Raw genomic sequence first — 21595 nt, 5'->3', positions numbered from 1 at the left:
GACAGCCTGAATGACAAGCAGCCTTACAAGCCGGGCCGGCTGTTGAACATGCGCGTGCGGGCATTCTCGATATGCCCACGCATGGCGCGCCGTGCGCCTTCGGCATCCTGCAGGCGGATCAGCTCGAAGATCTGGCGATGTTCGTCCATGGCATCCTGCGAGCGCTTCCAGGGCGGGATCTGCATCAGGTGGCGCAGCATGTTGACGGCGTGGCTGACATCGTATTCCAGCGTCTTCATCACCTGCACGAAGCGCTGGTTGCCGGTGGCCTGTGCGATGGCTTCATGGAAGCCGAAATCATAGTGATGGGCGATGCCGCCCACGCGGTTGGCTTCCTCGAATCCGAGCAGCAAGGCATCCATCTTTTCCAGATCCTGCTTGTTGCGTCGCAGGGCGGCCATGTAGGCGCATTCCGGCTCCAGCACCAGCCGCAGTTCCAGCCCGTTCATGATGTGGCCGATGCGGGTCTCGGGTTCGCCATCGGGACGGGCCGGGGCCAATCCTGCCTTTTCCTTCACATAGGTCCCGGAGCCACGCTGGGACTCCACCAGCTGATCTTCACGCAGCCGATCCAGCGCCTGCCGCACCACCGGCCGCGAAACCTCGAACAGCGTGGCCAGGTCGTTTTCGGAAGGCAGTTTGCTGCCGACGGCAATGCGGCCTTCAACGATGACATGGAACAAGGTTTCATATACCCGTTCAGCGAAGCGTTCCGGCCGCACCGGACCCAGGCCAGCCGCGGCCAGGCTCAGGATGTCACCGGAAGCGCCGGGGCGTGGGGACTTGCTCGATGAGGGCATCGACACTCCAGTTAGGCAGGAAAGGACAGGAACGGCATGGGGCGCATGGTAGCGGATTTGTCAGTCTCACCGCCAGCCATCCGATGCAAGTAGTCATCAAAGTAGTAAATATATTTGACATCTTGGATGCACAGGCTTAGATTCAGGCACAACAAAAAACAGCAGCACACGACAAGACACCAGGAGACAAGCCCCTTCCCGGCCCCGTTCGGACTGACCGTCCGACGCTGGCCCGCGCCTGCATGGCATGCCCTCTTGCTGTTTCCCTGTCCTGCTCCTTTTCGTGATTTGCCTCCAAGGACCGCACCGCCATGAAACAGCACTTCATCGACAATCGCTGGGTTGCCCCCGCCTCCGGCGAAAGCATCCCCGTCATCGATCCCTCCGATGGCCAGGCCTTCGAGGCCATCGCCCGTGGCAATGCCGCCGACATCGACCAGGCCGTGCAGGCAGCACGCCGCGCGTATGAAGGTGCGTGGGGCAAGCTTTCCGCCGCCGAGCGCAGCCGCCTGCTGATGAAGCTGGCCCACAAGCTGCAGGATCACCAGGAAGAACTGGCTCAGCTGGAAGGACGCGACTGCGGCAAACCCATGAAACAGGCACGTGCCGATGCTGCGGCCATCGTGCGCTACTTCGAGTTCTACGCCGGTGCCGCTGACAAGCTGCACGGCGACACCATTCCCTACCAGGCCGGCTATACGGTACTGACCCTGCGCGAGCCGCACGGCGTGACCGGCCACATCGTGCCGTGGAACTATCCGATGCAGATCTTCGGACGCTGCGTGGGCGGCGCCCTGGCTGCCGGCAATACCTGCGTGGTCAAGCCGGCCGAGGATGCCTGCCTGTCCATCCTCCGGGTGGCCGAACTGGCCGCCGAGGCGGGCTTCCCCGAGGGTGCGCTCAACATCGTCACCGGCTATGGCCACGAGGCCGGCGACCTGCTGGTCAAGCACCCTGACGTGGACCACGTGTCCTTCACCGGCTCGCCCAATGTGGGCAAGCTGGTGGTGCGCGCGGCCGCCGAGCATCACACCCCGGTCACCCTGGAACTGGGCGGCAAGTCGCCGCAGGTGGTCTTCGAGGATGCCGACATGGACGCCCTGCTGCCGGTGGTGGTCAATGCCATCGTGCAGAACGCCGGCCAGACCTGCTCGGCCGGCAGCCGCCTGCTGGTCCAGCGTGGCGCTTACGAACAGGTGCTGGAGCGGCTTGCCGGGCTGTTTTCTCAGCTCAAGGTGGGCTCCTCGCAGATGGACCTGGACTGTGGTCCGCTGATCCGCAAGACCCAGCAGGAACGTGTGGCCGGTTTCCTCTCGGATGCACGGCGCGACGGCATCGCCCTGGTGGCGCAAGGCGAGATCGCGCCCGGCGCCCCGTCCGGCGGTTTCTACCAGGCCCCGGCCCTGCTGCGCGACGTGCCGCCCCAGCATCGGCTGGCGCAGGAAGAAGTGTTCGGTCCGGTACTGGCGGCCATGTCGTTCGAGGATGAAGCCGAGGCCATCGCCCTGGCCAATGGCACCGACTACGGCCTGGTGGCCAGCGTCTGGACCCGCGACGGCGGCCGCCAGCTGCGGCTGGCGCGCGCCATTCGCAGCGGCCAGGTCTTCATCAACAACTATGGCGCCGGTGGCGGCGTGGAACTGCCCTTCGGCGGCGTCAAGGCCAGCGGCCACGGGCGCGAGAAGGGCTTCGAAGCCCTTTATGGCTTCACGGTCCTCAAGACCATCGCCATCCGCCACGGCTGACCTCCCCCCTCATTCAACACACACAATTTTCAAGGAGACACATCATGCGTTTGCAAGACAAGGTAGCCATCGTCACCGGTGGCGGTTCGGGTTTCGGTGAAGGCATCGCCAAGGCCTATGCCCGTGAAGGCGCCTCCGTCGTGGTGGCCGATATCGGCGAAACCGGCGGCCTGCGGGTAGTCGAAGAGATCAAGGCGGCGGGCGGCCGTGCGGTCTTCGCCAAGGCCGACGTCTCCAAGCGCGCTGACATGGACCAGTTGCTGGCCAGCGCCTTGGAGCACTTCGGCAAGCTCGACATCGTCGTCAACAATGCCGGCACCACGCATCGCAACCGCCCCATGCTGGAAGTGGAAGAAGACGAGTTCGACCGCGTCTATGCAGTCAACGTAAAGAGCATCTTCCTCTCGGCCAAGACCTTCGTGCCCTATTTCCGCCAGGTCGGCGGCGGTGCTTTCGTCAACATCGCCTCCACCGCTGGCATCCGCCCGCGTCCCGGCCTGACCTGGTACAACGGCAGCAAGGGCGCCGTCATCACCACCAGCAAGTCGATGGCGGCAGAACTGGGTCCGGACAAGATCCGCGTGAACTGCGTCAATCCGGTCATCTCGGCCACCGGCCTGCTGTCGGAATTCATGGGCGTGCCCGACACCCCGGAAAACCGCAAGAAGTTCGTCGCCACCATCCCCATGGGCCGGTTCTCCACTCCGGAAGACATCGCCAATGCCTGCCTCTACTTGGGTTCCGATGAAGCAGAGTTCGTCACCGGCGTGTGCATCGAAGTCGATGGCGGGCGTTGCGTGTAGGACGGCGGTGTAAAAATCTTCATGCAAGCGGTGAGGATAATGATTTGACAATGTCCTCACCGCCTCTACAATGCGTGGCACCGTCAAGCGGTCACAAAGAACCGGCGACGCACAACAACGATACGTCAAACATCATCTGGAGCGAGACATGACCTACCACGCAGGCGCAGCGGCCGACGGCGCGCGCGCATCCTTTGAAGACGCGACCTACAGCAAGGTCACCTGGCGGCTGCTGCCGCTGCTGTTCCTGTGCTATGTGGCTTCCTACCTGGACCGGGTCAATGTCGGCTTTGCCAAGCTGCAGATGCTGCAGGACCTGAAATTCAGCGATACCGTCTACGGCCTGGGCGCGGGCATCTTCTTCCTGGGTTACTTCGTCTTCGAAGTGCCCAGCAACATGATCCTGCACAAGGTCGGCGCGCGCCTCTGGATCGCCCGCATCATGATCACCTGGGGCATCATCTCGGGTGCGATGGCCTATGTCACCACGCCGGAAATGTTCTACATCATGCGCTTCCTGCTGGGGGTGGCCGAGGCCGGCTTCTTCCCGGGCGTGATCCTGTATCTGACCTACTGGTATCCGGCCGCACGCCGCGGCAAGATCACTGCGCTGTTCATGACCGGCATCGCGCTCTCGGGCGTGATCGGCGGACCGCTGTCGGGCTGGATCATGCACGCCATGCCGGGCGTGTGGGGTCATACCGGCTGGCAGTGGATGTTCATCCTGGAAGCCATTCCTTCGCTGATCCTGGGCGCCCTGGTGATCCTCTATATGAAGGATCGCATCCGTGACGCCGAGTGGCTCACCGAAGACGAAAAGCGCCTGCTGGAAACCAACATCAGCCACGAAGAAAGCCAGAAGGAGCACCTGTCCCTGGGTGCCATGTTCGCCAACGGCCGCGTCTGGCTGGGTGCGCTGATCTACTTCTGCTTCGTCATGGGCCTGTATGGCGTGAGCTTCTGGCTGCCGACCATCATCAAGGCCACCGGCGTCTCCGATCCGCTGAACGTGGGCTTGCTCACCGCCATCCCCTACGCCTTCGCCGCTGCGGCCATGGTGTTGATCGGCCGCAGCGCCGACGCCCGCCGCGAGCGCCGCTGGCACGTGGCCATTCCCGCCTTCGTCGGTTGCATCGGTTTGTTGCTGTCCACCCTGTATGGTCACAACACGGCGCTGGCGATGGCCTCGCTGACGCTGGCCAGCGTCGGCATCCTGACCACCCTGCCGCTGTTCTGGAGCCTGCCGACGGCCTTCCTGTCGGGCACCGCCGCCGCCGCCGGTATTGCGCTGATCAATTCGCTGGGCAACCTGGCCGGTTTCGTCAGCCCCTTCCTGGTCGGCTGGCTCAAGGACACCACCCAGAGCACCAATGCCGGCATGTACGTGCTGGCGGCCTCGCTGGTCATCGGCGGCCTGCTCACGCTGAGCTTGCCGGCCAAGCTGGTCAACAAGTAAGACGGCCTGGCAATCCTCTTCGCATTCAGGTCGGCCCTCCACCTGCCTCCCGGCAGGTGGACTTCTTCATGCAGCTCCCCGCATCAAGTTTACAGTGCCTGTTTTGGGCGCTATAGTTAGCCCCCAATAAAAGTCGATTCCGGGGGGGATCCCATCTTGCTGCATCGTCTGCCCGCCGGGCCGATGTCCATCGACACCCTGCACCTCTTCTACGCTCGCCGGGAGAGCATTGCCTGCCAGCCGGACGAATGGCCTGACGATCTCCTTTCAGGATTACCGGCCCAGGCCGGCTGACATCCACCGCCCACTACTGACTCATGACCATGCATATTGCGCCCGTGTTTTCCATCGTCGTCTCCACGCACCGCCGCCCGGCCATCCTTGAACGCGCTCTGCAATCCTTGCTGGCCCAGAGTTTCAGGGATTTCGAGATTGTCCTGGTGGCGGATGAGGGCACTGCCGCGACCAAGGAAGTCGCCAGCCGCCTGCTGCGCGAGACTGATGTCTTCCTCTGCCTGCCCGGTGCCAAGGGCCCGGCCGAATCACGCAATGCGGGTGTGCAGTTGGCGCGTGGCCGCTTCATCCTGTTCCTGGATGACGACGACAGCTATCGGCCCGATTTCCTGCAAGCCATCGTCCAATGCAACCGCTTCCGCAGCGATGCCGTCAACTACGTGTCCTATAGCCAGGTGAGGGAAATGCGTACGCCCGAGAGCACCCAGGTGATCTCCAGCACCGACATCGATATGAGCGGCACCGACATCCGCGGCCTGCTGGTCAGCAATTTCATCCCCAACAACACCATCATCCTCTCCTCGTCCATCGCCAAGCGCCATCTGGTGGATGCCGCGCTGCAAAGCCATGAGGACTGGGATTACCTGATTTCGCTGGTGGTCAAATACGACTTCAATTTCCTTGGTATTTCCGGGCCGGTCGTGCACATCAATGAAGGCCAGAGCCGCAACAACGACGCGAAGTCCCAAGGTTCGATCGCCTTGGATTATTTGTCGATCTACCGCAAATGGCCGGCAAGCGACGACGACCTGCGCCTGCGTCGCAAGGAGATGCTGCGCACCCTGGGATTGGATTTGCCACCGGCCATGCTGTAATCAGAAGAGAAAAATCCGCACGCCCTGAATCAACGTCTGCGTTCCGATTGGCTTGCGGATTGCGGCTCCAGCAATGCCCGCATCGCCAGCCGCACCAGCTCGGCATGCCCCGCCTGCGGGAAACGCTGCCGCTGGCGGGCAATCAGTTGGTCAACCCGCATCCGGTCCCCGTGGCAGAGTTCGGTCATGCGGGCGGTCATCTCCAGATAGCCCTGCGGATCGTGCAAGGGCACATCCTCGCGGCGGACGTAACGCAACCAGGCGCGGTCAGCCGCATACAGGGCCAGGACGGCCAGGCAAATCAGCAGGGGCCAGAGCAGCATGAACATCTCCCGATCGGCTAAAGCGGGGATTGTGCGCGTCCCCTGATGGCCCGACCATCGTGGCGGCACGAGAATTGCCCCCTTTCGCCGGCGATGGCCTCAGAGAGCCAGCCACTCCTGCTGCAAGGCCTGGTCCGCCGCCAGTTGCGCCGGCGTGCCATGAAAGACCATTTCGCCGCGTCCCATCACGTAAACTCGCTGTGACAGCTCCAGCGCCAGAGCCTGTTTCTGCTCTATCAGCAGCACCGCCACCTGCCGCTGGCGCAGCAGTGCGAGGTAATGAGCGACCTGCCCGACCATCTGCGGCGACAGGCCCTCGGTCGGTTCGTCAATCAGCAACAGCCGGGGATTGCCCATCAGTGCGCGGCCCAGCGCCAGCATCTGCTGCTCCCCGCCCGACAGCGCCCCGGCCGCCACCTTGTAGCGCCGTTCCAGGGACGGGAACAAGGTCAATACTTCCTCTTCGCGCCAGCCATCGTCCGGTACCGTCCCGCTCTTGCGGCCGAGCAGCAGATTTTGCTGCACGGTGAGCGCCGGAAAGACATCGCGGCTTTCAGGCACGTAGCCGATGCCGCGCTGCGCGATGGCGTAGGTGGCCAGACCGGCCAGCGAACGGCCCTCGAAATCGATCTCCCCCGTACTGCGCACCTGGCCCATCACGGCCTTGAGCAGGGTCGAACGGCCCGCGCCGTTGCGGCCCAGGATGCTGACGATCTCCCCGCGCGCCACCTCCAGCGAGACGCCATGCAGTACGTGGCTCTGGCCGTACCAGGCCTGCAGGCCAGTCATCCTGAGCAAGGCAGAGGATTTATCCATGGGGCCTCCGGTCCAGATACAGCGCCTGGACATCCGGATTGGCACGGATGCGCTCGGCGCTGTCGCAAGCGATCACGCGGCCGTTGTCCATGACCGCGATGCGGTCGGCCAAGCCGAAGACCACCTGCATGTCGTGTTCCACCATCAGCAGGCTCTTGCCGACGGTGACTTCGCGGATCAGCGCGACCATGGCGGCACTCTCGGCACGGCTCATGCCGGCTGTCGGCTCGTCCAGCAGGATCACGGAGGCATCGGCCGCGATGGTCACTGCCAGCTCCAGGGCGCGCTGCTCGGCATAGCTCAGCTCGCCTGCGGCCACCTCGGCACGTTGGGCCAGACCGACCTTGTCCAGCACGGACAGCGCCCGCTCGCTGGCATCGCGCAACTGGCCGATGCGACGCCAGAAGGCATAGCGGTAGCCCAGCGTCCACAAGAGCGCGCAACGCACATTCTCAAAAGCGCTCAGGCGCGGGAACAGACTGGTGATCTGGAAGCTGCGTGCCAGTCCCTGCCGGTGAATCTGCTGGGGCGGCTCGCGCGTGATGTCGCGTCCGTGCAATAGCACGCGGCCGGCATCAGCGCGATAGCGTCCCGAGACGACGTGGAACAGGCTGGATTTGCCGGCTCCATTCGGCCCGATCAGGGCACAGCGCTCGCCGGGCTGCAATTGCAGATCGACACCACGCAGGATCTCGCTGCGGTCGAAGGCCTTGTGCACATCCTGCAGTACCAGTGGCAAAGGGGCCGTCATCGCGCCCTCCCCGAACGTTGCCAGGCCACCAGCGCACCCGTGCCCACCACCACGCAGAGCGCTGCGAGGCCCCACGGGGCTGCGGCATGAACGTCGATGCGCCAGCCCCACAGCATCAGCGATGCAGCGCCTTCGCCGGTATCGGCGAGGCTGCCCAGGCTGGCCTGATACGCCATCTCGGTCGCCAGGATGACACCCGTCAAGGTACAGAATGCAGCCGCCAGCCACCATGCCAGACGTCCCGCAAGACGGGCATTCATCTGGCCGCCTTGCAGCAGGTGCCAGCTGCGGTCGATCAGGCTGGCCAGCCCGCCCGGCGTAGTCATCACGATCAGGATGAAGAACGCACCCAGATAGAACTGCCAGGCCTGCGTATAAGCCGACAACCAGGAAGAAAACAGCACCCCGACGACGCCCCCGATGACGGGCCCGTAAAAATAGGCGGTGCCACCGATGAAGGTGAACAGCAGGATGGTGCCGGAGCGCAGCGCTCCGACGTATTCCGCACTGACGATTTCGAAATTGATGGCCGACAGCCCGCCAGAGACCCCGGCAAAGAAAGCCGACAGGATCAAGGCCAGATAGCGCACCCGCTGCGGATCGTAGCCGAGGAAGGCGGCGCGTTCGGGATTGTCGCGCACGGCATTGAGGATGCGGCCCAGCGGGGTATGGCGCAGGGCATGGATGGCGATGGCACAGACCAGCAGCCAACCGGCAATCAGGTAATACACCTGAATCTGCGGGCCGTAGCTGATCCCGAGCACGGGCTCGCCGATGACGCGGTTGCCCGAAATGCCGCCCTCCCCGCCGAAAACCTCGGGAAACATCAACACGCAGGCCGAGACCAGTTCCACCAGTCCCAGCGTGATCATGGCGAACGTCGTGCCGGCGCGGCGCGTGGTGAGATAGCCCAGCACCACCGCACAAAGCGCGCCGGTCAGGCCGCCGGCCAGCGGGACCAGCGTCACCGGAAAGGCCAGCACGCCATCGGCCATGCGGTTCATCAGGTGAATGGCCCCAAAGGCGCCCAGGCCGGAATACACCGCATGCCCGAAAGAAAGCATTCCACCCTCGCCCAGCAGCATGTTGTATGAGAGGCAGAGCAGCACCATCGTGCCCATCTGCGACAGCAGCGACAACGCCGCGCTCTGCGGAAACACCAGCGGTGCGGCCAGCAGCATCAGGGCAAAGAGCAGCCAGGGAAGCACGATCCGTTGCATGGCTCAACTCTCCCGCCGGCCCATGAGGCCCTTGGGACGCACGATCAGCATCACCACCAGCAGCAGATAGGGCAAGACCGGTGCCACCTGCGCCAATGTCAGCCGCGCCAGCGGTGCCAGCGCGCTGCCGGCCGGCACCTGCAAGCCCAGGCTGGCCAGCGAGACATCCAGCGCCACCGCAAAGGTCTGCATCATGCCGATCAGCAGGGAGGTGATGAAGGCTCCGGCCAGCGAGCCCAGGCCGCCCACCACCACCACCACGAAGATGATGCTGCCCACGGCCGCCGCCATCCCCGGCTCGGTGACGAAGGCATTGCCACCGATCACGCCTGCCAGCGCCGCCAGTGCGCAGCCGCCGCCAAATACCAGCATGAACACGCGCGGCACGTTGTGGCCCAGCGCTTCGGCCATCTGCGGATGGGTCAGCGCGGCCTGGATCACCAGTCCGATGCGGGTATGGCGCAGCAACAGCCACAAGGCCAGCAGCATCAAAGCCGCCACCAGCAGCATGAAGCCGCGATAGACCGGGAAGGCGGTCGAATACAGGGTAAACAGCGTGCCGTCCAGTTCGGGCGGGATGCGATAAGGCACCGGCGAGCGGCCCCACACCAGTTGCACCAGTTCCACCACCAGATAGGACAGACCGAAAGTGAACAACAATTCCGGCACATGCCCATAGCGATGCACGATGCGCAGGCCGTAATGCTCCACCAGCGCCCCGGCCACACCCACGATCAGGGGCGCCAGCAGCAGCGCCCACCAGAATCCGAGGACGCCAGCCAGTGCATAGGCAACATAGGCACCCAGCATGTAGAAGCTGGCATGGGCGAAATTGGGCACGCCCATCATGCTGTAGATGAGCGTCAGGCCCGAGGACAGCAGGAACAGCAAAAAGCCGTAGCCCAGGCCGTTCAGGAAGGTGATCAGCGCGAATTCCAAATTGCCAGCCTTGCGGGGAGATGCCGTATCGAGGAGGTTGAAGAGCTTGCCGCGTCCGGCCAGGCGCGGCAGGACGCAAAAGTGCAGCGATCCTATGGGATTCGCGCTTCTCTGTCAAAATAGCGGATTGCGGCCCGGTCCGGGCTGCGCGCCACAGGCTGACCATGACGCAATCCTATCCGCTGCCCCCTTTCGGGAACCGTTTCGCCGAACTGCCGCCGGCCTTCTATACCCGGCTGCAGCCCACGCCCCTGCCCGCGCCCTACCTGGTCGGATTCAGCGAGGCAGCCGCGGCCACGGCCGGTCTGCCACGGCCGGCCGATGAGCACTTCAGCTTCCTCGACATCTTCGCCGGCAACCTGATCCCGCCCGGTTCGACGCCGCTGTCGGCGGTCTATTCCGGTCACCAGTTCGGCGTCTGGGCCGGCCAGCTCGGCGATGGCCGCGCCATCACCCTGGGTGACCTGCCGGCCGCCGACGGCCAGGGACGCATCGAGCTGCAGCTCAAGGGCGCGGGCATGACCCCCTATTCGCGCATGGGTGATGGCCGTGCCGTGCTGCGCTCCTCGATCCGCGAATTCCTCTGTTCGGAAGCCATGGCTGCGCTCGGCATCCCGACCACGCGCGCCCTGACCGTGATCGGCTCGGACCAGCGCGTCATGCGCGAAGCCCCGGAAACCGCCGCCGTCGTCACCCGCATGGCCCCCAGCTTCATCCGCTTCGGTTCTTTCGAGCACTGGTATTACAACCAGCGCTTCGATGAACTGAAGATTCTGGCCGATACCGTACTCGAGCAGTTCTATCCGGAACTGCTGTCTGAAGAGAACCCGTATCAGGCCCTGCTGAAAGAAGTCACCCGCCGCACGGCGACGCTGATGGCGCAATGGCAGGCCGTGGGCTTCATGCATGGCGTGATGAATACCGACAACATGTCCATCCTGGGCCTGACGCTGGATTACGGCCCCTTCGGCTTCATGGAAGCCTTCGACGCCCGCCACATCTGCAACCACACCGACCGCCAGGGCCGCTACAGCTACCAGATGCAGCCACGCATCGGCCAATGGAACTGCTTCGCGCTGGGCCAGGCCATGCTGCCGCTGATCGGCTCGGTGGAGCAGACCGAAGCGGCGCTGGCCGACTATGAAGCCATCTTCCAGGCGCGCCATGCCGAATTGCTGCACGCCAAGCTGGGGCTGCGTACGCAACAGCCCGAGGATGAGCAACTGATTGAAGCGCTGTTTGCCATCCTGCAAGCCAATGGCGTGGATTTCACCCTGTTCTTCCGCCGCCTGGGCGACTTGCGCATCGGCAATACGGCTGACGACGAGCCGGTACGCGATCTCATCCTCGACCGCCCCGCCTTCGATGCCTGGGCCGCGCAATACCGCGCCCGCCTGCGCGCCGAAGACAGCGACGACGCTGACCGCCGGCTTGCAATGCACGCGGTCAACCCCAAGTACGTGCTACGCAATTACCTCGCTCAGGACGCCATCGACCGTGCGCTGGAGAAGGATTTCAGGGAAGTGGCCCGCCTGCAGCAGATCCTGCAACATCCCTTTGACGAACAGCCCGAATTCGCGCGTTATGCGGCGCTGCCGCCGGAGTGGGCCCGTCACCTGGAAGTGAGCTGCTCATCCTGAAGCATGGCCTGACTTTTGACACATCTGAAACTTTCTTCCTGAGCAGGCCGCAGTTGCCCGCCGCCCGTCATCCCCCAAGGAGCCAAGCATGAACAAACGTGTAGAAAAGACCGAAGCGCAATGGCGCGAACAACTGGACCCGATGGAATACCAGGTCACCCGCGAAGCCGCCACCGAGCGCGCCTTCACCGGCCGTTACTGGGATCACCATGAAGCCGGCACCTATACCTGCGTCTGCTGTGACACGCCGCTCTTCACCTCGGATGCCAAGTTCGATTCCGGCTGCGGCTGGCCCAGCTACTTCGAACCCATCGATCCGGCCAACGTGCGCGAGAAAGTGGACCGCAGTTATGGCATGATTCGCACCGAGATCATCTGCAACGTCTGCGACGCCCACTTGGGCCACGTCTTCCCCGACGGCCCGCCGCCGACCGGACTGCGCTATTGCATCAATTCGGCTTCGCTGCGTTTCGACCCGGCGTAAGCCGCTCCTCCACCGTTTCATTGACTCACTGAAGAAGCCAACCCGATGAAGTTTCTGTTCGACCTGTTCCCCGTCATCCTGTTTTTCGGCGTCTTCAAATGGGCCGAGGGCCATCCCTCGGCCGCGCAGGACCTGGTGATGCAATACCTGGGCGGGGCCATGTCGGCCGGTGCCGTCACGGCCAGCCAGGCCCCGATCCTGCTCTCGACCGCGGTCGCCATCGTCGCCTCGCTGGGCCAGATCGCCTGGCTGCTGCTGCGCCGGCGCAAGGTGGACGGCATGCTGTGGGTGTCGCTGGCCATCATCGTGGTCTTTGGCGGTGCCACCATCTATTTCCGTGACGATACCTTCATCAAGTGGAAACCGACCATCCTGTACTGGGCCTTCGGCCTGGCCTTGCTGGTGTCGCAGCTGTTCATGAAGAAAAATCTCATCCGCGTCATGATGGAAAAGCAGGTCACCCTGCCCGAAGCGATCTGGCCGCGCCTGAACCTGGCCTGGATCGTGTTCTTCGCGGTCATGGGCGTGCTGAACCTGTACATCGCCTTCAATTACTCGCTGGATACCTGGGTCAACTTCAAGATGTTCGGCAGCATGGGCCTGATGTTTGCCTTCATCATCGGCCAGAGCCTGTTCCTCTCCAAGTACATGAAGGACGCCGAATGAGCGCCGCTGACACCCGCGTGCAGCGCATCACCGAGCGTCTGACTGCAACTTTCTCGCCGCAGGTCTGTCTGGTCGAGGATGAGTCGGCCCTGCATGCTGGACATGCCGGTGCCGCCTCTGGCGGAGGACATTACAGGATCCGCCTGGTTTCCGACTTGTTCGCGGGCAAAAATCGGTTGAACCGCCATCGGCTGGTGTATGATTGCCTGTCCGACCTGATGCAGCAGGAGATCCATGCGCTGGCCATAGTGGCGCTCTCCCCATCAGAGGCAACGAACTGAGACCAAGAACAAAGACCGACGCCTGCTTTTATCCAAGCCCCTCCTGTTTTTCTTCTCCGTTTTGATTCATTCCTTTCTTTTCTAGGATTCAACAATGACATTCAAACCCGCTCGTCTGCTGGTGCTGCTGTTCGCCATCGCTTCCATCCCGGCCTTCGCTCAAAACCTGGCCGTCGTGAACGGCAAGGCGATCCCTTCCTCACGCGCCGAACTGATGGTCAAGCAGATGACTGCGCAAGGCCAGCCTGACAGCCCGCAACTGCGCGGTGCCATCAAGGAAGAGCTGATCAATCGTGAAATCCTGATGCAGGAAGCCGACAAGCAAGGCCTGTCCAACAGCACCGACGTCAAGAACCAGCTGGAACTGGCCCGCCAGTCCATCGTCATCCGCGCCCTGATCGCTGACTACCTGAAGAAGAACCCGGTCTCCGACGCCGACATCAAGGCCGAATACGACAAGTTCAAGACCCAGGCCGGCGACAAGGAATACCACGCCCGCCACATCCTGGTGGACAAGAAGGAAGACGCCGAAGCCATCATCGCCAAGCTGAAGGCCGGTACCAAGTTCGAAGACCTGGCCAAGCAATCCAAGGACACCGGTTCGGCAGCCAACGGTGGCGACCTCGACTGGGCGACCCCGGCCTCCTTCGTCAAGCCGTTCTCCGACGCCATGGTGGCCCTGAAGAAGGGTGACATCACCCAGACTCCGGTGCAGACCCAGTTCGGCTGGCACGTGATCAAGCTGGAAGATGTGCGCCCGGCCAAGGTCCCGACCCTGGACGAAGTCAAGCCGCAGATCGCCGAAGCCCTGCAACAGAAGAAGCTGCAGGCTTACCAGGAGCAACTGCGCGCCAAGGCCAAGGTGCAATAAGCCTGACGCCCTGATCGCCGAAGAGGACGGCTGCGCGTCCTCCTCTTCATCGCTCTCCCCGCATGCCCGGCCAGGTTTCCTTGCCGGGCATGTTGCTTTTTAGCTACGTTTGCACGCACAAGTTCTGCTTGAAACGTCAAAAAGTCGCTTGTAAACCCCGGATTTCCTCCAAAAAACCGCTGAAATTGGCTTTCCTGTCATATGGAAGACACAAATCCAGTTTCATAGTGAAGATTTATTTTTATAAAAGATTTACGCAATATATTTTTTATAATCATATAAATTCACTAAATAATTAAAAAAGAGGAATTTTCCTGCAGCATTTCGCGCATTTTGCGAACCATCGTTCTGATATTCTTCGACCCAGTTCCAAATAGGGACAGGCTGCGGCCGGCCACGTTGAATGCGGTCGCGGCGATAAAAGAGGTGTTTCGGGGAGAGGCACACAAGGCTGATCCGCGGCGCCATCAACAACACAACATCGTGCTTTCTGGAGAGAAACCTATGAAGAAGAGTTCCATGCTGCTGCTGGCAGCCGGCCTGACCACCGGCGGCGCAGCCTTTGCCCAGTCCTCCGTGACCATCTACGGCATCGTCGACACCAGCATTCGTTATCTGAGCAATGACAATGCCCAGGGCAGCAGCAACGTGCGCATGGACAATGGCGCCATTTCCAACAGCCGTATCGGTTTCAAGGGGACCGAGGACCTGGGTGGCGGCCTGAAGGCAGTGTTCCGTCTGGAAAACGGTTTCAGCAGCGACACCGGCGCCGCCCAACAAGGTGGCCGTCTGTTCGGTCGTCAATCGTGGGTTGGCTTGGCCGGTGACTTCGGCAAGGTCTCCGTGGGCCGCCAGAACACCGCCCTGTTCGACCTGATGGCTGATCACTTCGATCCGCTGACCGTCGGCAACTACGAAACCAACTCCTGGATGCCGGCTGCCGCCACCCGCGTGCGCAGCGACAACACCGTGCGCTATGACGGCCAGTTCGGTCCCGTGGCCGCTTCCGTGAGCTACGCCTTCGGCGAGCAAGCCGGTTCGACCCGCAGCGGCAGCCAGATCAGCACCGCCCTGCGCTACAACAACGGTGGCTTCGCCATCGGTGGCGGCTTCCAGCAAACCGTGGACACCACGGCTGCACGCAACAAGGCCACGACCTACAACCTGTCGGCTTCCTACGCCTTCGGCGCGGCCAAGGTCTTCGCCGGTTACTACCGCATGAAGGACGCGACCGGCCTGAACGGTCTGTTCATGGAAACCACCAACTACTCGCTGGCCAACACCGCAGGTGGCAACACCGTCGGCGTGGAACGCAAGGATGATGGCTACTTCTTCGGTGCCAACTACCAGGCCACCGCTGCACTGAGCCTGACCGGCGGCGTGTACTACGACAAGAGCAAGAACGTGGCCTACCAGGCCCTGGGCAATGTCGGCGACGGCAAGCGTTACACCGTCGTGGGCGTGGCCGAATACGCCCTGTCCAAGCGCACCCAGCTGTACACCACCGTGGACTACAACAAGGCCAAGGATGCTGCCGTGTACGAGATCACCAACTCGGCCAACGGCAAGAGCAACCTGACCACCGTCGGCGTTGGCATTCGTCACATCTTCTGATCCGGCTTGAGGATGGCGCTTTCCTTCGGGGAAGCGTCACCACCCGACCGCGCAGCAGAAACAAAAAACGCAGTTCCGAAAGGAACTGCGTTTTTTTCATCCTGCTTTTTCAGCCCCTGCCCGAGTGCCCCGCACAGCGGGCAGTCGGAACAGGAAACTTCATTTCAAGCCATTTCCGGCTCAACCCACCCACTTGCGGGCATTGCGGAACATGCGCATCCACGGCGAATCCTCGCCCCACGATTCCGGGTGCCAGGATTGGGTCACGGTGCGGAACACGCGTTCGGCGTGCGGCATCAGGACCGTGAAGCGGCCGTCCGGGGTGGTCACCGAGGTGATGCCCTGCGGCGAACCGTTGGGGTTGAACGGATAGGCTTCGGTGGCCGCGCCGCGATGGTCGACGTAGCGCATGGCGATGAGGGCCTTGTCGATGTCACCGGTCTGCGAGAAGTCGGCAAAACCTTCACCGTGGGCAGTGGCGATCGGTGCCTGGGTACCGGCCATGCCCTGCATGAAGATGGACGGCGAATCGGCCACTTCCACCATCACGAAACGCGCCTCGAACTGCTCGGACTTGTTGCGGGTGAACTTGGGCCAGGCTTCCGCGCCCGGGATCATGGACTTCAGGTTGCTCATCATCTGGCAGCCGTTGCAGATGCCCAGCGAGAAGGTATCCTGGCGCTGGAAGAAGCGCGAGAACTGCTCGGCCAGCTGCGCATTGAAGAGAATCGTCTTGGCCCAGCCTTCGCCGGCGCCCAGCACGTCACCGTAGGAGAAGCCGCCGACGGCGATGAAACCCTTGAAGTCATCCAGCTTGGCACGGTTGGCGATCAGGTCGCTCATGTGCACGTCCACGGCGGTGAAGCCGGCCTTGTGCATGGCGTAGGCGGTCTCGATGTGCGAGTTCACGCCCTGCTCGCGCAGGATGGCGACCTTGGGACGCGCCGCTGCGCCCAGAGACAGGTAGGGTGCGGCGATGTCTTCCTGCGGATCGAAGGTGAGCTTGGGCGTCATGCCGGGGTCGGCTGCGTCCAGCAGGCGTTCGTATTCGGCATCGGCGCAGGCCGGGTTGTCGCGCAGGCGGGCGATGCGCCAGCTGGTCTCGCTCCAGACGCGGTGCAGCTCGGCACGCGGCTGGCTGTAGATGTTCTTGGCGTCGCGCATGAATTCGATCACGTCGCGGTCGTTGGGCTTGCCGATGATGTGGCTGCACGCGCCCAGGTTGTAGCTGCGCAGCACGTTCATGACGTCCGACTTCTGCTCGGCCGGAACCTGGATCACCGCACCCAGTTCTTCGCTGAACAGCGCGCGCAGGGTCAGTTCATTGCGGCGTTCGGCCACTTGCGTGGTCCAGTTCTTGGAATCGCCCCAGTCTGCGGCGTGCTCGGCTTCCATGGTCAGGATGTCGAGGTTGACCGAGATGCCGGTGTGACCTGCAAAGGCCATTTCGGCCAGGGTGGCATACAGGCCGCCATCGGAACGGTCGTGGTAGGCCAGCAGGCGGTCTTCGGTATTGAGTTGCTGAATGGCGTTGAAGAAGGCCTTCAGGTCTTCTGCGCTGTCCACGTCCGGGGTCTCGTTGCCGATCTGCTGCATCACCTGCGTGAGCGCCGAGGCACCCATGCGGTTCTTGCCACGGCCCAGGTCGATCAGGATCAGGACGGTTTCGCCCTTGTCCTTGCGCAGTTGCGGGGTCAGCACGCGGCGCACGTCGGTCACCGGCGCAAAGCCGGAGACGATCAGCGAGACCGGCGAGGTCACCGACTTGGCGCCCTCTTCATCGCTCCAGGTGCTGCGCATGGACAGCGAATCCTTGCCCACGGGGATCGAGATCCCCAGTGCCGGGCACAACTCCATGCCCACGGCCTTGACGGTATCGAACAGCGCGGCGTCCTGGCCGGGCTGGCCGCAGGCCGCCATCCAGTTGGCCGACAGCTTGATGTCGCCGATCTCGGCGATGGGGGCGGCAGCGATGTTGGTGATGGCTTCACCGACAGCCATGCGGCCCGAGGCCGGAGCGTCGATCACGGCCAGCGGGGTACGCTCGCCCATGGCCATGGCTTCGCCGAGGTAGCCTTCCAGGCCCATGGCGGTCACGGCCACGTCAGCCACCGGCACCTGCCACGGGCCGACCATCTGGTCGCGCACGGTCATGGCGCCGACGCTGCGGTCACCGATGGTGATCAGGAAGGACTTGTCGGCCACGGCAGGCAGGCGCAGTACGCGCTGGGCCACATCCACCAGCTCCATGCCGGTCAGGTCCACCGGCGGCAATTGCTTCTCGACGTGCTGCACGTCGCGGTGCATTTTGGGCGGCTTGCCCAGCAGCACATCCATGGGCATGTCGACCGGGCTGTTGTTGTGCTCGGGATCGATCACCTTCAGCTGGCGTTCTTCAGTGGCGGTACCGACCACGGCGAAGGGGGCGCGCTCGCGCTCGCACAGGTATTTGAACAGGTCCAGGTGTTCCGGCAGGATGGCCAGCACGTAACGCTCCTGGGATTCGTTGCTCCAGATCTCGCGCGGAGCCAGGCCGCTTTCTTCCAGCGGCACCTTGCGCAGGTCGAAGATGGCACCGCGCTTGGCATCATTGGTGATCTCGGGGAAGGCGTTGGACAGGCCGCCCGCACCCACGTCGTGGATGGACTGGATGGGATTGTCGTCGCCCAGCGCCCAGCAGGCATTGATGACTTCCTGGGCACGGCGCTCCATTTCCGGGTTGCCGCGCTGGACCGAATCGAAGTCCAGATCGGCAGTATTCACGCCGGTAGCCATCGAGGACGCAGCACCACCGCCCATGCCGATGCGCATGCCGGGGCCGCCCAGCTGGATCAGCAGGCTGCCCACCGGCAGGTCGTTCTTTTTGGTGTGCTTGGCGGAAATGTTGCCCATGCCGCCGGCGATCATGATGGGCTTGTGATAGCCCATGACCTGCCCGCCCACGTTCTGCTCGTAGGTGCGGAAGTAACCGCCCAGGTTGGGACGGCCGAATTCGTTGTTGAAGGCCGCGCCACCGAGCGGGCCGTCGATCATGATCTGCAGGGGCGAAGCGATGCGCTCCGGCTTGCCGTAGATGCCGCCCTGGGCGTGTTCATCGCGCTGGTCCACCGGCTGGGCGACGTCGCGGGCGTTTTCCCACGGCTGCACCGCATGCGTGACCATCAGGTTGGACACGGTAAAGCCGGTCAGACCGGCCTTGGGCTTGGAGCCACGGCCGGTCGCACCTTCGTCGCGGATCTCGCCGCCGGCGCCGGTGGAGGCACCCGGGAACGGGGAGATGGCGGTCGGGTGGTTGTGGGTCTCGACCTTCATCAGGATGTGGGTCAGTTCGTCCGAAGCTTCATACACGTTGCCCTTGGTGGCACCACGCTGGTAGAAGCGCGAAACGGTCGCGCCCTCGATGATGGAGGAGTTGTCCGAATAGGCCACCACGGTGCCCTTGGGCGCCAGTTGATGGGTGTTCTTGATCATGCCGAACAGCGACTTGTCCTGCTTTTCGCCGTCGATGGTCCAGTCGGCATTGAAGATCTTGTGGCGGCAGTGTTCGCTGTTGGCCTGGGCGAACATCATCAGTTCGACATCGGTCGGATTGCGCTGGGCCTTGGTGAAGGCGTCCACCAGGTAATCGATTTCGTCATCAGACAGGGCCAGGCCCAGTTCGGTGTTGGCGCGTTCCAGCGCGGCACGGCCGCCGCCGATCACGTCCACCGATTCCAGCGGCTTGGCCTGCAGTTCCGAGAACAAGCCGGCGGCGTCCTGCGGATCGCGCAGCACGGTTTCGGTCATGCGGTCGTGCAGCAGCGCGGCCACGGCCGGGATGCTGGCTTCATTCAGTTTCTTGGTCCCCCCCAGCAGGCCGGTCTTGACCTGCACGCGGAAGATGATGCCGCGCTCGACCCGGTGGATGTGGCCCATGCCGCAGTTGCGCACGATGTCGGTGGCCTTGCTGGCCCACGGCGAGATGGTACCGAAGCGCGGGATCACCACGAAGGCATCGCCCTCGTCGCTGCCATTGAAGGGATCGCCATAGGTCAGCAGGCCGTTGAGGCGTGCCTCGTCCTCCCGCGTCAGGGCCTGGGCCTGGCCGGCGTCGACGAAGTGCAGATAGCGGCCGGATACGCCGGTGATGGCGGCATCCACTGCTTGCAATTGGGTCAGAAGGCGTTGGGTACGGAAAGCGGAAAGGGCATTGGAGCCCGGCAGGATCAGCATGGCGAGGTCGAGGCAGTTAGCTTGAATCGGGAAAACCGTCGCAGCATCGCGGCAGGGACCGGTCCACCGACACCAACCGCCCCGAATGACGCATTGCACAAGGAAAAATCGTGCAGGTCGGGGACTGGCGGAATGATGGATCGTGCGCGCGTTTGCTGGCAGAGCCGGCATTATACAGTGGACACCGCGCCAAGTCCCGCGCAAAGCGAGCGGCGGGGCCGCCCTGCCTCCAAGCGGGCGGCAGCGCGATGCAGCAGACCGCTGTCATCCGCGCCGTGTCGCCAGACGTTGTCATTTGAAGCAGAAAATGTCCCCCCTTTCGGGCAGGACGCACGTAGCCCTGCGGCAATATCCAAACTGCAAGGAAATTTCGCGGTATCATTCGGCCCGCATCGGCGCAGGGCCAGCCCGGCGATCCATGGCCGATGCCCACGACCACAGCGGCCCTGCCGCTTCCAAGACGAACAGAGTGAACAGCACACAACGACAGATCGCCGTCATCGGCGGGGGACTTTCAGGGATTTGCAGCGCCTACTTCCTGGCCGCCAGAGGCTATGAAGTTGCCGTCATCGAGCGCCGTGCGCACGTGGCCGAAGAAGCCACCTTCGGCGATTCAGGACTGTTGGCTCCGGGGGCGGCCATGCCGCTGACATTGCCGGGGGCCATGGCGACCTTCGCCTGCCGCTTCCAGGACGAGCCGCGGGTCCTGCTGGCCCCTGGTACCGATTTCGGCCGCCGGCGCTGGATGCGTGCCACGCGCCAGGCCCAGCACCACGATTTTGCCGGGAACAAGCTGCGCCTGACGCGCCTGTCGGCCTACGGCCAGAGCCTGACCCTGCAATTGCAGGCCCATCACAACCTGGACCATGAAAATGGCCAGGGCGTGTTCCACCTCTTCCGCCAACCGGCCGAAGCGGCCCGCATGGCGCAGCTGGAGGAAGCCGCCGGCCAATGCGAGTTCAAGCACCAGGCCCTGGACGCGGCCGGCATCCGCACACTGGAACCGGCCTTCTCGTCGGAAGCGAAGCTCTCCGGCGCGCTCTACTACCCGGAAGACATGGCCGGCAACTGCGTGCTGTTTGCCAAGCAGATGCGCAATGCGGCCCAGGAGCTGGGGGTGAGCTTCCATTTCGATTCCACCGTCACCTCGATCAACGCCGAATTCGGCGGCCGCCTGACGCTGCACGTCAGCTCGCCTCATCTGGCCTCGCAAATGCGGGTGGATGCCGTTGTGGTGGCAGCCGGCATGTCCAGCGCCGAACTGCTGCGTCCGCTCGATACCGACCTGCCGCTGCTGGCCCTGCAGAGCTATTCGGCGCTGGTGCCGGTGAAGAATCCGGATGATGCACCCAGCATGGCCCTGCATGACGACAGCTACAAGGTCAGCATGACGCGCCTGGGCAGCCGCATCCGCATCAGTGGTTTGCTGGGCTTCGTGCCGCAGAGCCAGACCTTGCCGCCCAAGGCGCTGCGCAACCTGCTCAAGATTGCCGGCGACTATTACCCCAATGCCGCCAACTACAACCAGGCGCATTTCTGGAGCAATACCATGGCCCTGCTGCCGCACGGCCTGCCTGTGGTGGGACCGACGCGGCAAGGCAACGTCTTTGTCAACGTCGGCCACGGTGCCACCGGCTGGGCCGCCAGCGTCGGTTCGGCGCGCCTGTTGTGCGACATGATCAGCGGCGATGACAGCGAAATCCCGGTCGAAGGCTTGCTGCCGCGTGACGTGCTCGGCTGAGCGAGCAGTTGCCGAACCACGCGGTGCAGCCCGACCGCGTGCATTCTTTTCATCGATGAAAATCGCCGAAGCGCCTGCGCTGGCAGAACAATTCACTTAAAATCAAGCACCCGCGTGACCAGCG

At 63.3% G+C, this 21595-nt stretch carries 18 protein-coding genes; 11 read left to right on the top strand and 7 right to left on the bottom strand.

The window, feature by feature from the left end; all coding sequences use genetic code 11:
* Window positions 1-23: 23 nt before the first annotated feature.
* Window positions 24-800 (bottom strand): FadR/GntR family transcriptional regulator, encoded by a 777-nt coding sequence (locus tag ACWFUC_RS16560; RefSeq protein ID WP_489625441.1) that lies wholly within the window; start codon window positions 798-800, stop codon window positions 24-26.
* Window positions 801-1111: 311 nt separating this feature from the next.
* On the opposite strand from ACWFUC_RS16560, the gene ACWFUC_RS16555 reads away from it, so the two are divergent.
* The 4 genes from ACWFUC_RS16555 (at window position 1112) to ACWFUC_RS16540 (ending at window position 5913) form a co-directional block, all read left to right on the top strand.
* Complete coding sequence (locus ACWFUC_RS16555) at window positions 1112-2545, top strand: aldehyde dehydrogenase family protein (protein WP_489625440.1); 1434 nt, start codon at window positions 1112-1114, stop codon at window positions 2543-2545.
* Window positions 2546-2589: 44 nt separating this feature from the next.
* Window positions 2590-3348 (top strand): SDR family oxidoreductase, encoded by a 759-nt coding sequence (locus tag ACWFUC_RS16550; RefSeq protein WP_121040112.1) that lies wholly within the window; start codon window positions 2590-2592, stop codon window positions 3346-3348.
* Between the two features lie 148 nt (window positions 3349-3496).
* The gene (locus ACWFUC_RS16545; protein ID WP_489625439.1) at window positions 3497-4804 is read left to right on the top strand and encodes an MFS transporter; all 1308 of its coding nucleotides are present in this window, start codon (window positions 3497-3499) and stop codon (window positions 4802-4804) included.
* Window positions 4805-5127: 323 nt separating this feature from the next.
* Window positions 5128-5913, top strand: coding sequence for a glycosyltransferase family 2 protein (locus ACWFUC_RS16540; protein ID WP_240733893.1), 786 nt, complete (start codon window positions 5128-5130; stop codon window positions 5911-5913).
* 29 nt (window positions 5914-5942) lie between these two features.
* On the opposite strand, the gene ACWFUC_RS16535 is transcribed toward ACWFUC_RS16540, so the two are convergent.
* The 5 genes from ACWFUC_RS16535 to ACWFUC_RS16515 all read right to left on the bottom strand — a co-directional run bounded on the left by ACWFUC_RS16535 (window position 5943) and on the right by ACWFUC_RS16515 (window position 9962).
* Entirely contained in the window at window positions 5943-6236 is a 294-nt protein-coding gene (locus ACWFUC_RS16535) for a hypothetical protein (RefSeq protein ID WP_034335679.1), read from the bottom strand.
* 99 nt (window positions 6237-6335) lie between these two features.
* Complete coding sequence (locus ACWFUC_RS16530; RefSeq protein ID WP_489625438.1) at window positions 6336-7052, bottom strand: ABC transporter ATP-binding protein; 717 nt, start codon at window positions 7050-7052, stop codon at window positions 6336-6338.
* Window positions 7045-7803 (bottom strand): ABC transporter ATP-binding protein, encoded by a 759-nt coding sequence (locus ACWFUC_RS16525; protein ID WP_489625437.1) that lies wholly within the window; start codon window positions 7801-7803, stop codon window positions 7045-7047. The genes ACWFUC_RS16530 and ACWFUC_RS16525 overlap by 8 nt, the downstream gene beginning before the upstream one ends.
* The gene (locus ACWFUC_RS16520) at window positions 7800-9023 is read right to left on the bottom strand and encodes a branched-chain amino acid ABC transporter permease (protein ID WP_489625436.1); all 1224 of its coding nucleotides are present in this window, start codon (window positions 9021-9023) and stop codon (window positions 7800-7802) included. Before ACWFUC_RS16520 ends, ACWFUC_RS16525 begins: the two co-directional genes overlap by 4 nt.
* Window positions 9024-9026: 3 nt before the next feature.
* Window positions 9027-9962, bottom strand: coding sequence for a branched-chain amino acid ABC transporter permease (locus ACWFUC_RS16515; protein WP_121040103.1), 936 nt, complete (start codon window positions 9960-9962; stop codon window positions 9027-9029).
* A gap of 164 nt (window positions 9963-10126) precedes the next feature.
* On the opposite strand from ACWFUC_RS16515, the gene ACWFUC_RS16510 reads away from it, so the two are divergent.
* The 6 genes from ACWFUC_RS16510 (at window position 10127) to ACWFUC_RS16485 (ending at window position 15518) form a co-directional block, all read left to right on the top strand.
* Window positions 10127-11602, top strand: coding sequence for a protein adenylyltransferase SelO (locus ACWFUC_RS16510; protein ID WP_489625435.1), 1476 nt, complete (start codon window positions 10127-10129; stop codon window positions 11600-11602).
* 88 nt (window positions 11603-11690) lie between these two features.
* Window positions 11691-12086: a peptide-methionine (R)-S-oxide reductase MsrB gene (gene msrB / locus ACWFUC_RS16505; RefSeq protein WP_034335690.1), complete on the top strand. Its 396-nt coding sequence runs from the start codon at window positions 11691-11693 to the stop codon at window positions 12084-12086.
* Window positions 12087-12131: 45 nt separating this feature from the next.
* Entirely contained in the window at window positions 12132-12752 is a 621-nt protein-coding gene (locus tag ACWFUC_RS16500; RefSeq protein WP_039788195.1) for a septation protein A, read from the top strand.
* Window positions 12749-13033, top strand: a complete 285-nt coding sequence (locus ACWFUC_RS16495; protein WP_039788198.1) for a BolA family protein — start codon at window positions 12749-12751, stop codon at window positions 13031-13033. Before ACWFUC_RS16500 ends, ACWFUC_RS16495 begins: the two co-directional genes overlap by 4 nt.
* 94 nt (window positions 13034-13127) lie before the next feature.
* Window positions 13128-13904 carry a peptidylprolyl isomerase gene (locus ACWFUC_RS16490; protein WP_489625434.1) on the top strand — a complete coding sequence of 259 codons (777 nt, stop codon included), beginning with the start codon at window positions 13128-13130 and terminating at the stop codon, window positions 13902-13904.
* Between the two features lie 504 nt (window positions 13905-14408).
* Complete coding sequence (locus ACWFUC_RS16485) at window positions 14409-15518, top strand: porin (RefSeq protein ID WP_121040093.1); 1110 nt, start codon at window positions 14409-14411, stop codon at window positions 15516-15518.
* Window positions 15519-15698: 180 nt separating this feature from the next.
* Here the strand turns inward: ACWFUC_RS16485 and purL are convergent, their stop codons facing one another.
* The gene (gene purL / locus ACWFUC_RS16480; RefSeq protein WP_343725000.1) at window positions 15699-19730 is read right to left on the bottom strand and encodes a phosphoribosylformylglycinamidine synthase; all 4032 of its coding nucleotides are present in this window, start codon (window positions 19728-19730) and stop codon (window positions 15699-15701) included.
* A gap of 469 nt (window positions 19731-20199) precedes the next feature.
* On the opposite strand from purL, the gene ACWFUC_RS16475 reads away from it, so the two are divergent.
* A complete protein-coding gene (locus tag ACWFUC_RS16475) occupies window positions 20200-21471 on the top strand; it encodes an FAD-dependent oxidoreductase (protein ID WP_204725453.1) in 1272 nt (423 codons plus the stop codon).
* Window positions 21472-21595 lie beyond the last annotated feature (124 nt).

The organism is Herbaspirillum sp. Her4, assembly GCF_057961335.1.
This window is presented reverse-complemented; position numbering and strand designations above follow the sequence as displayed.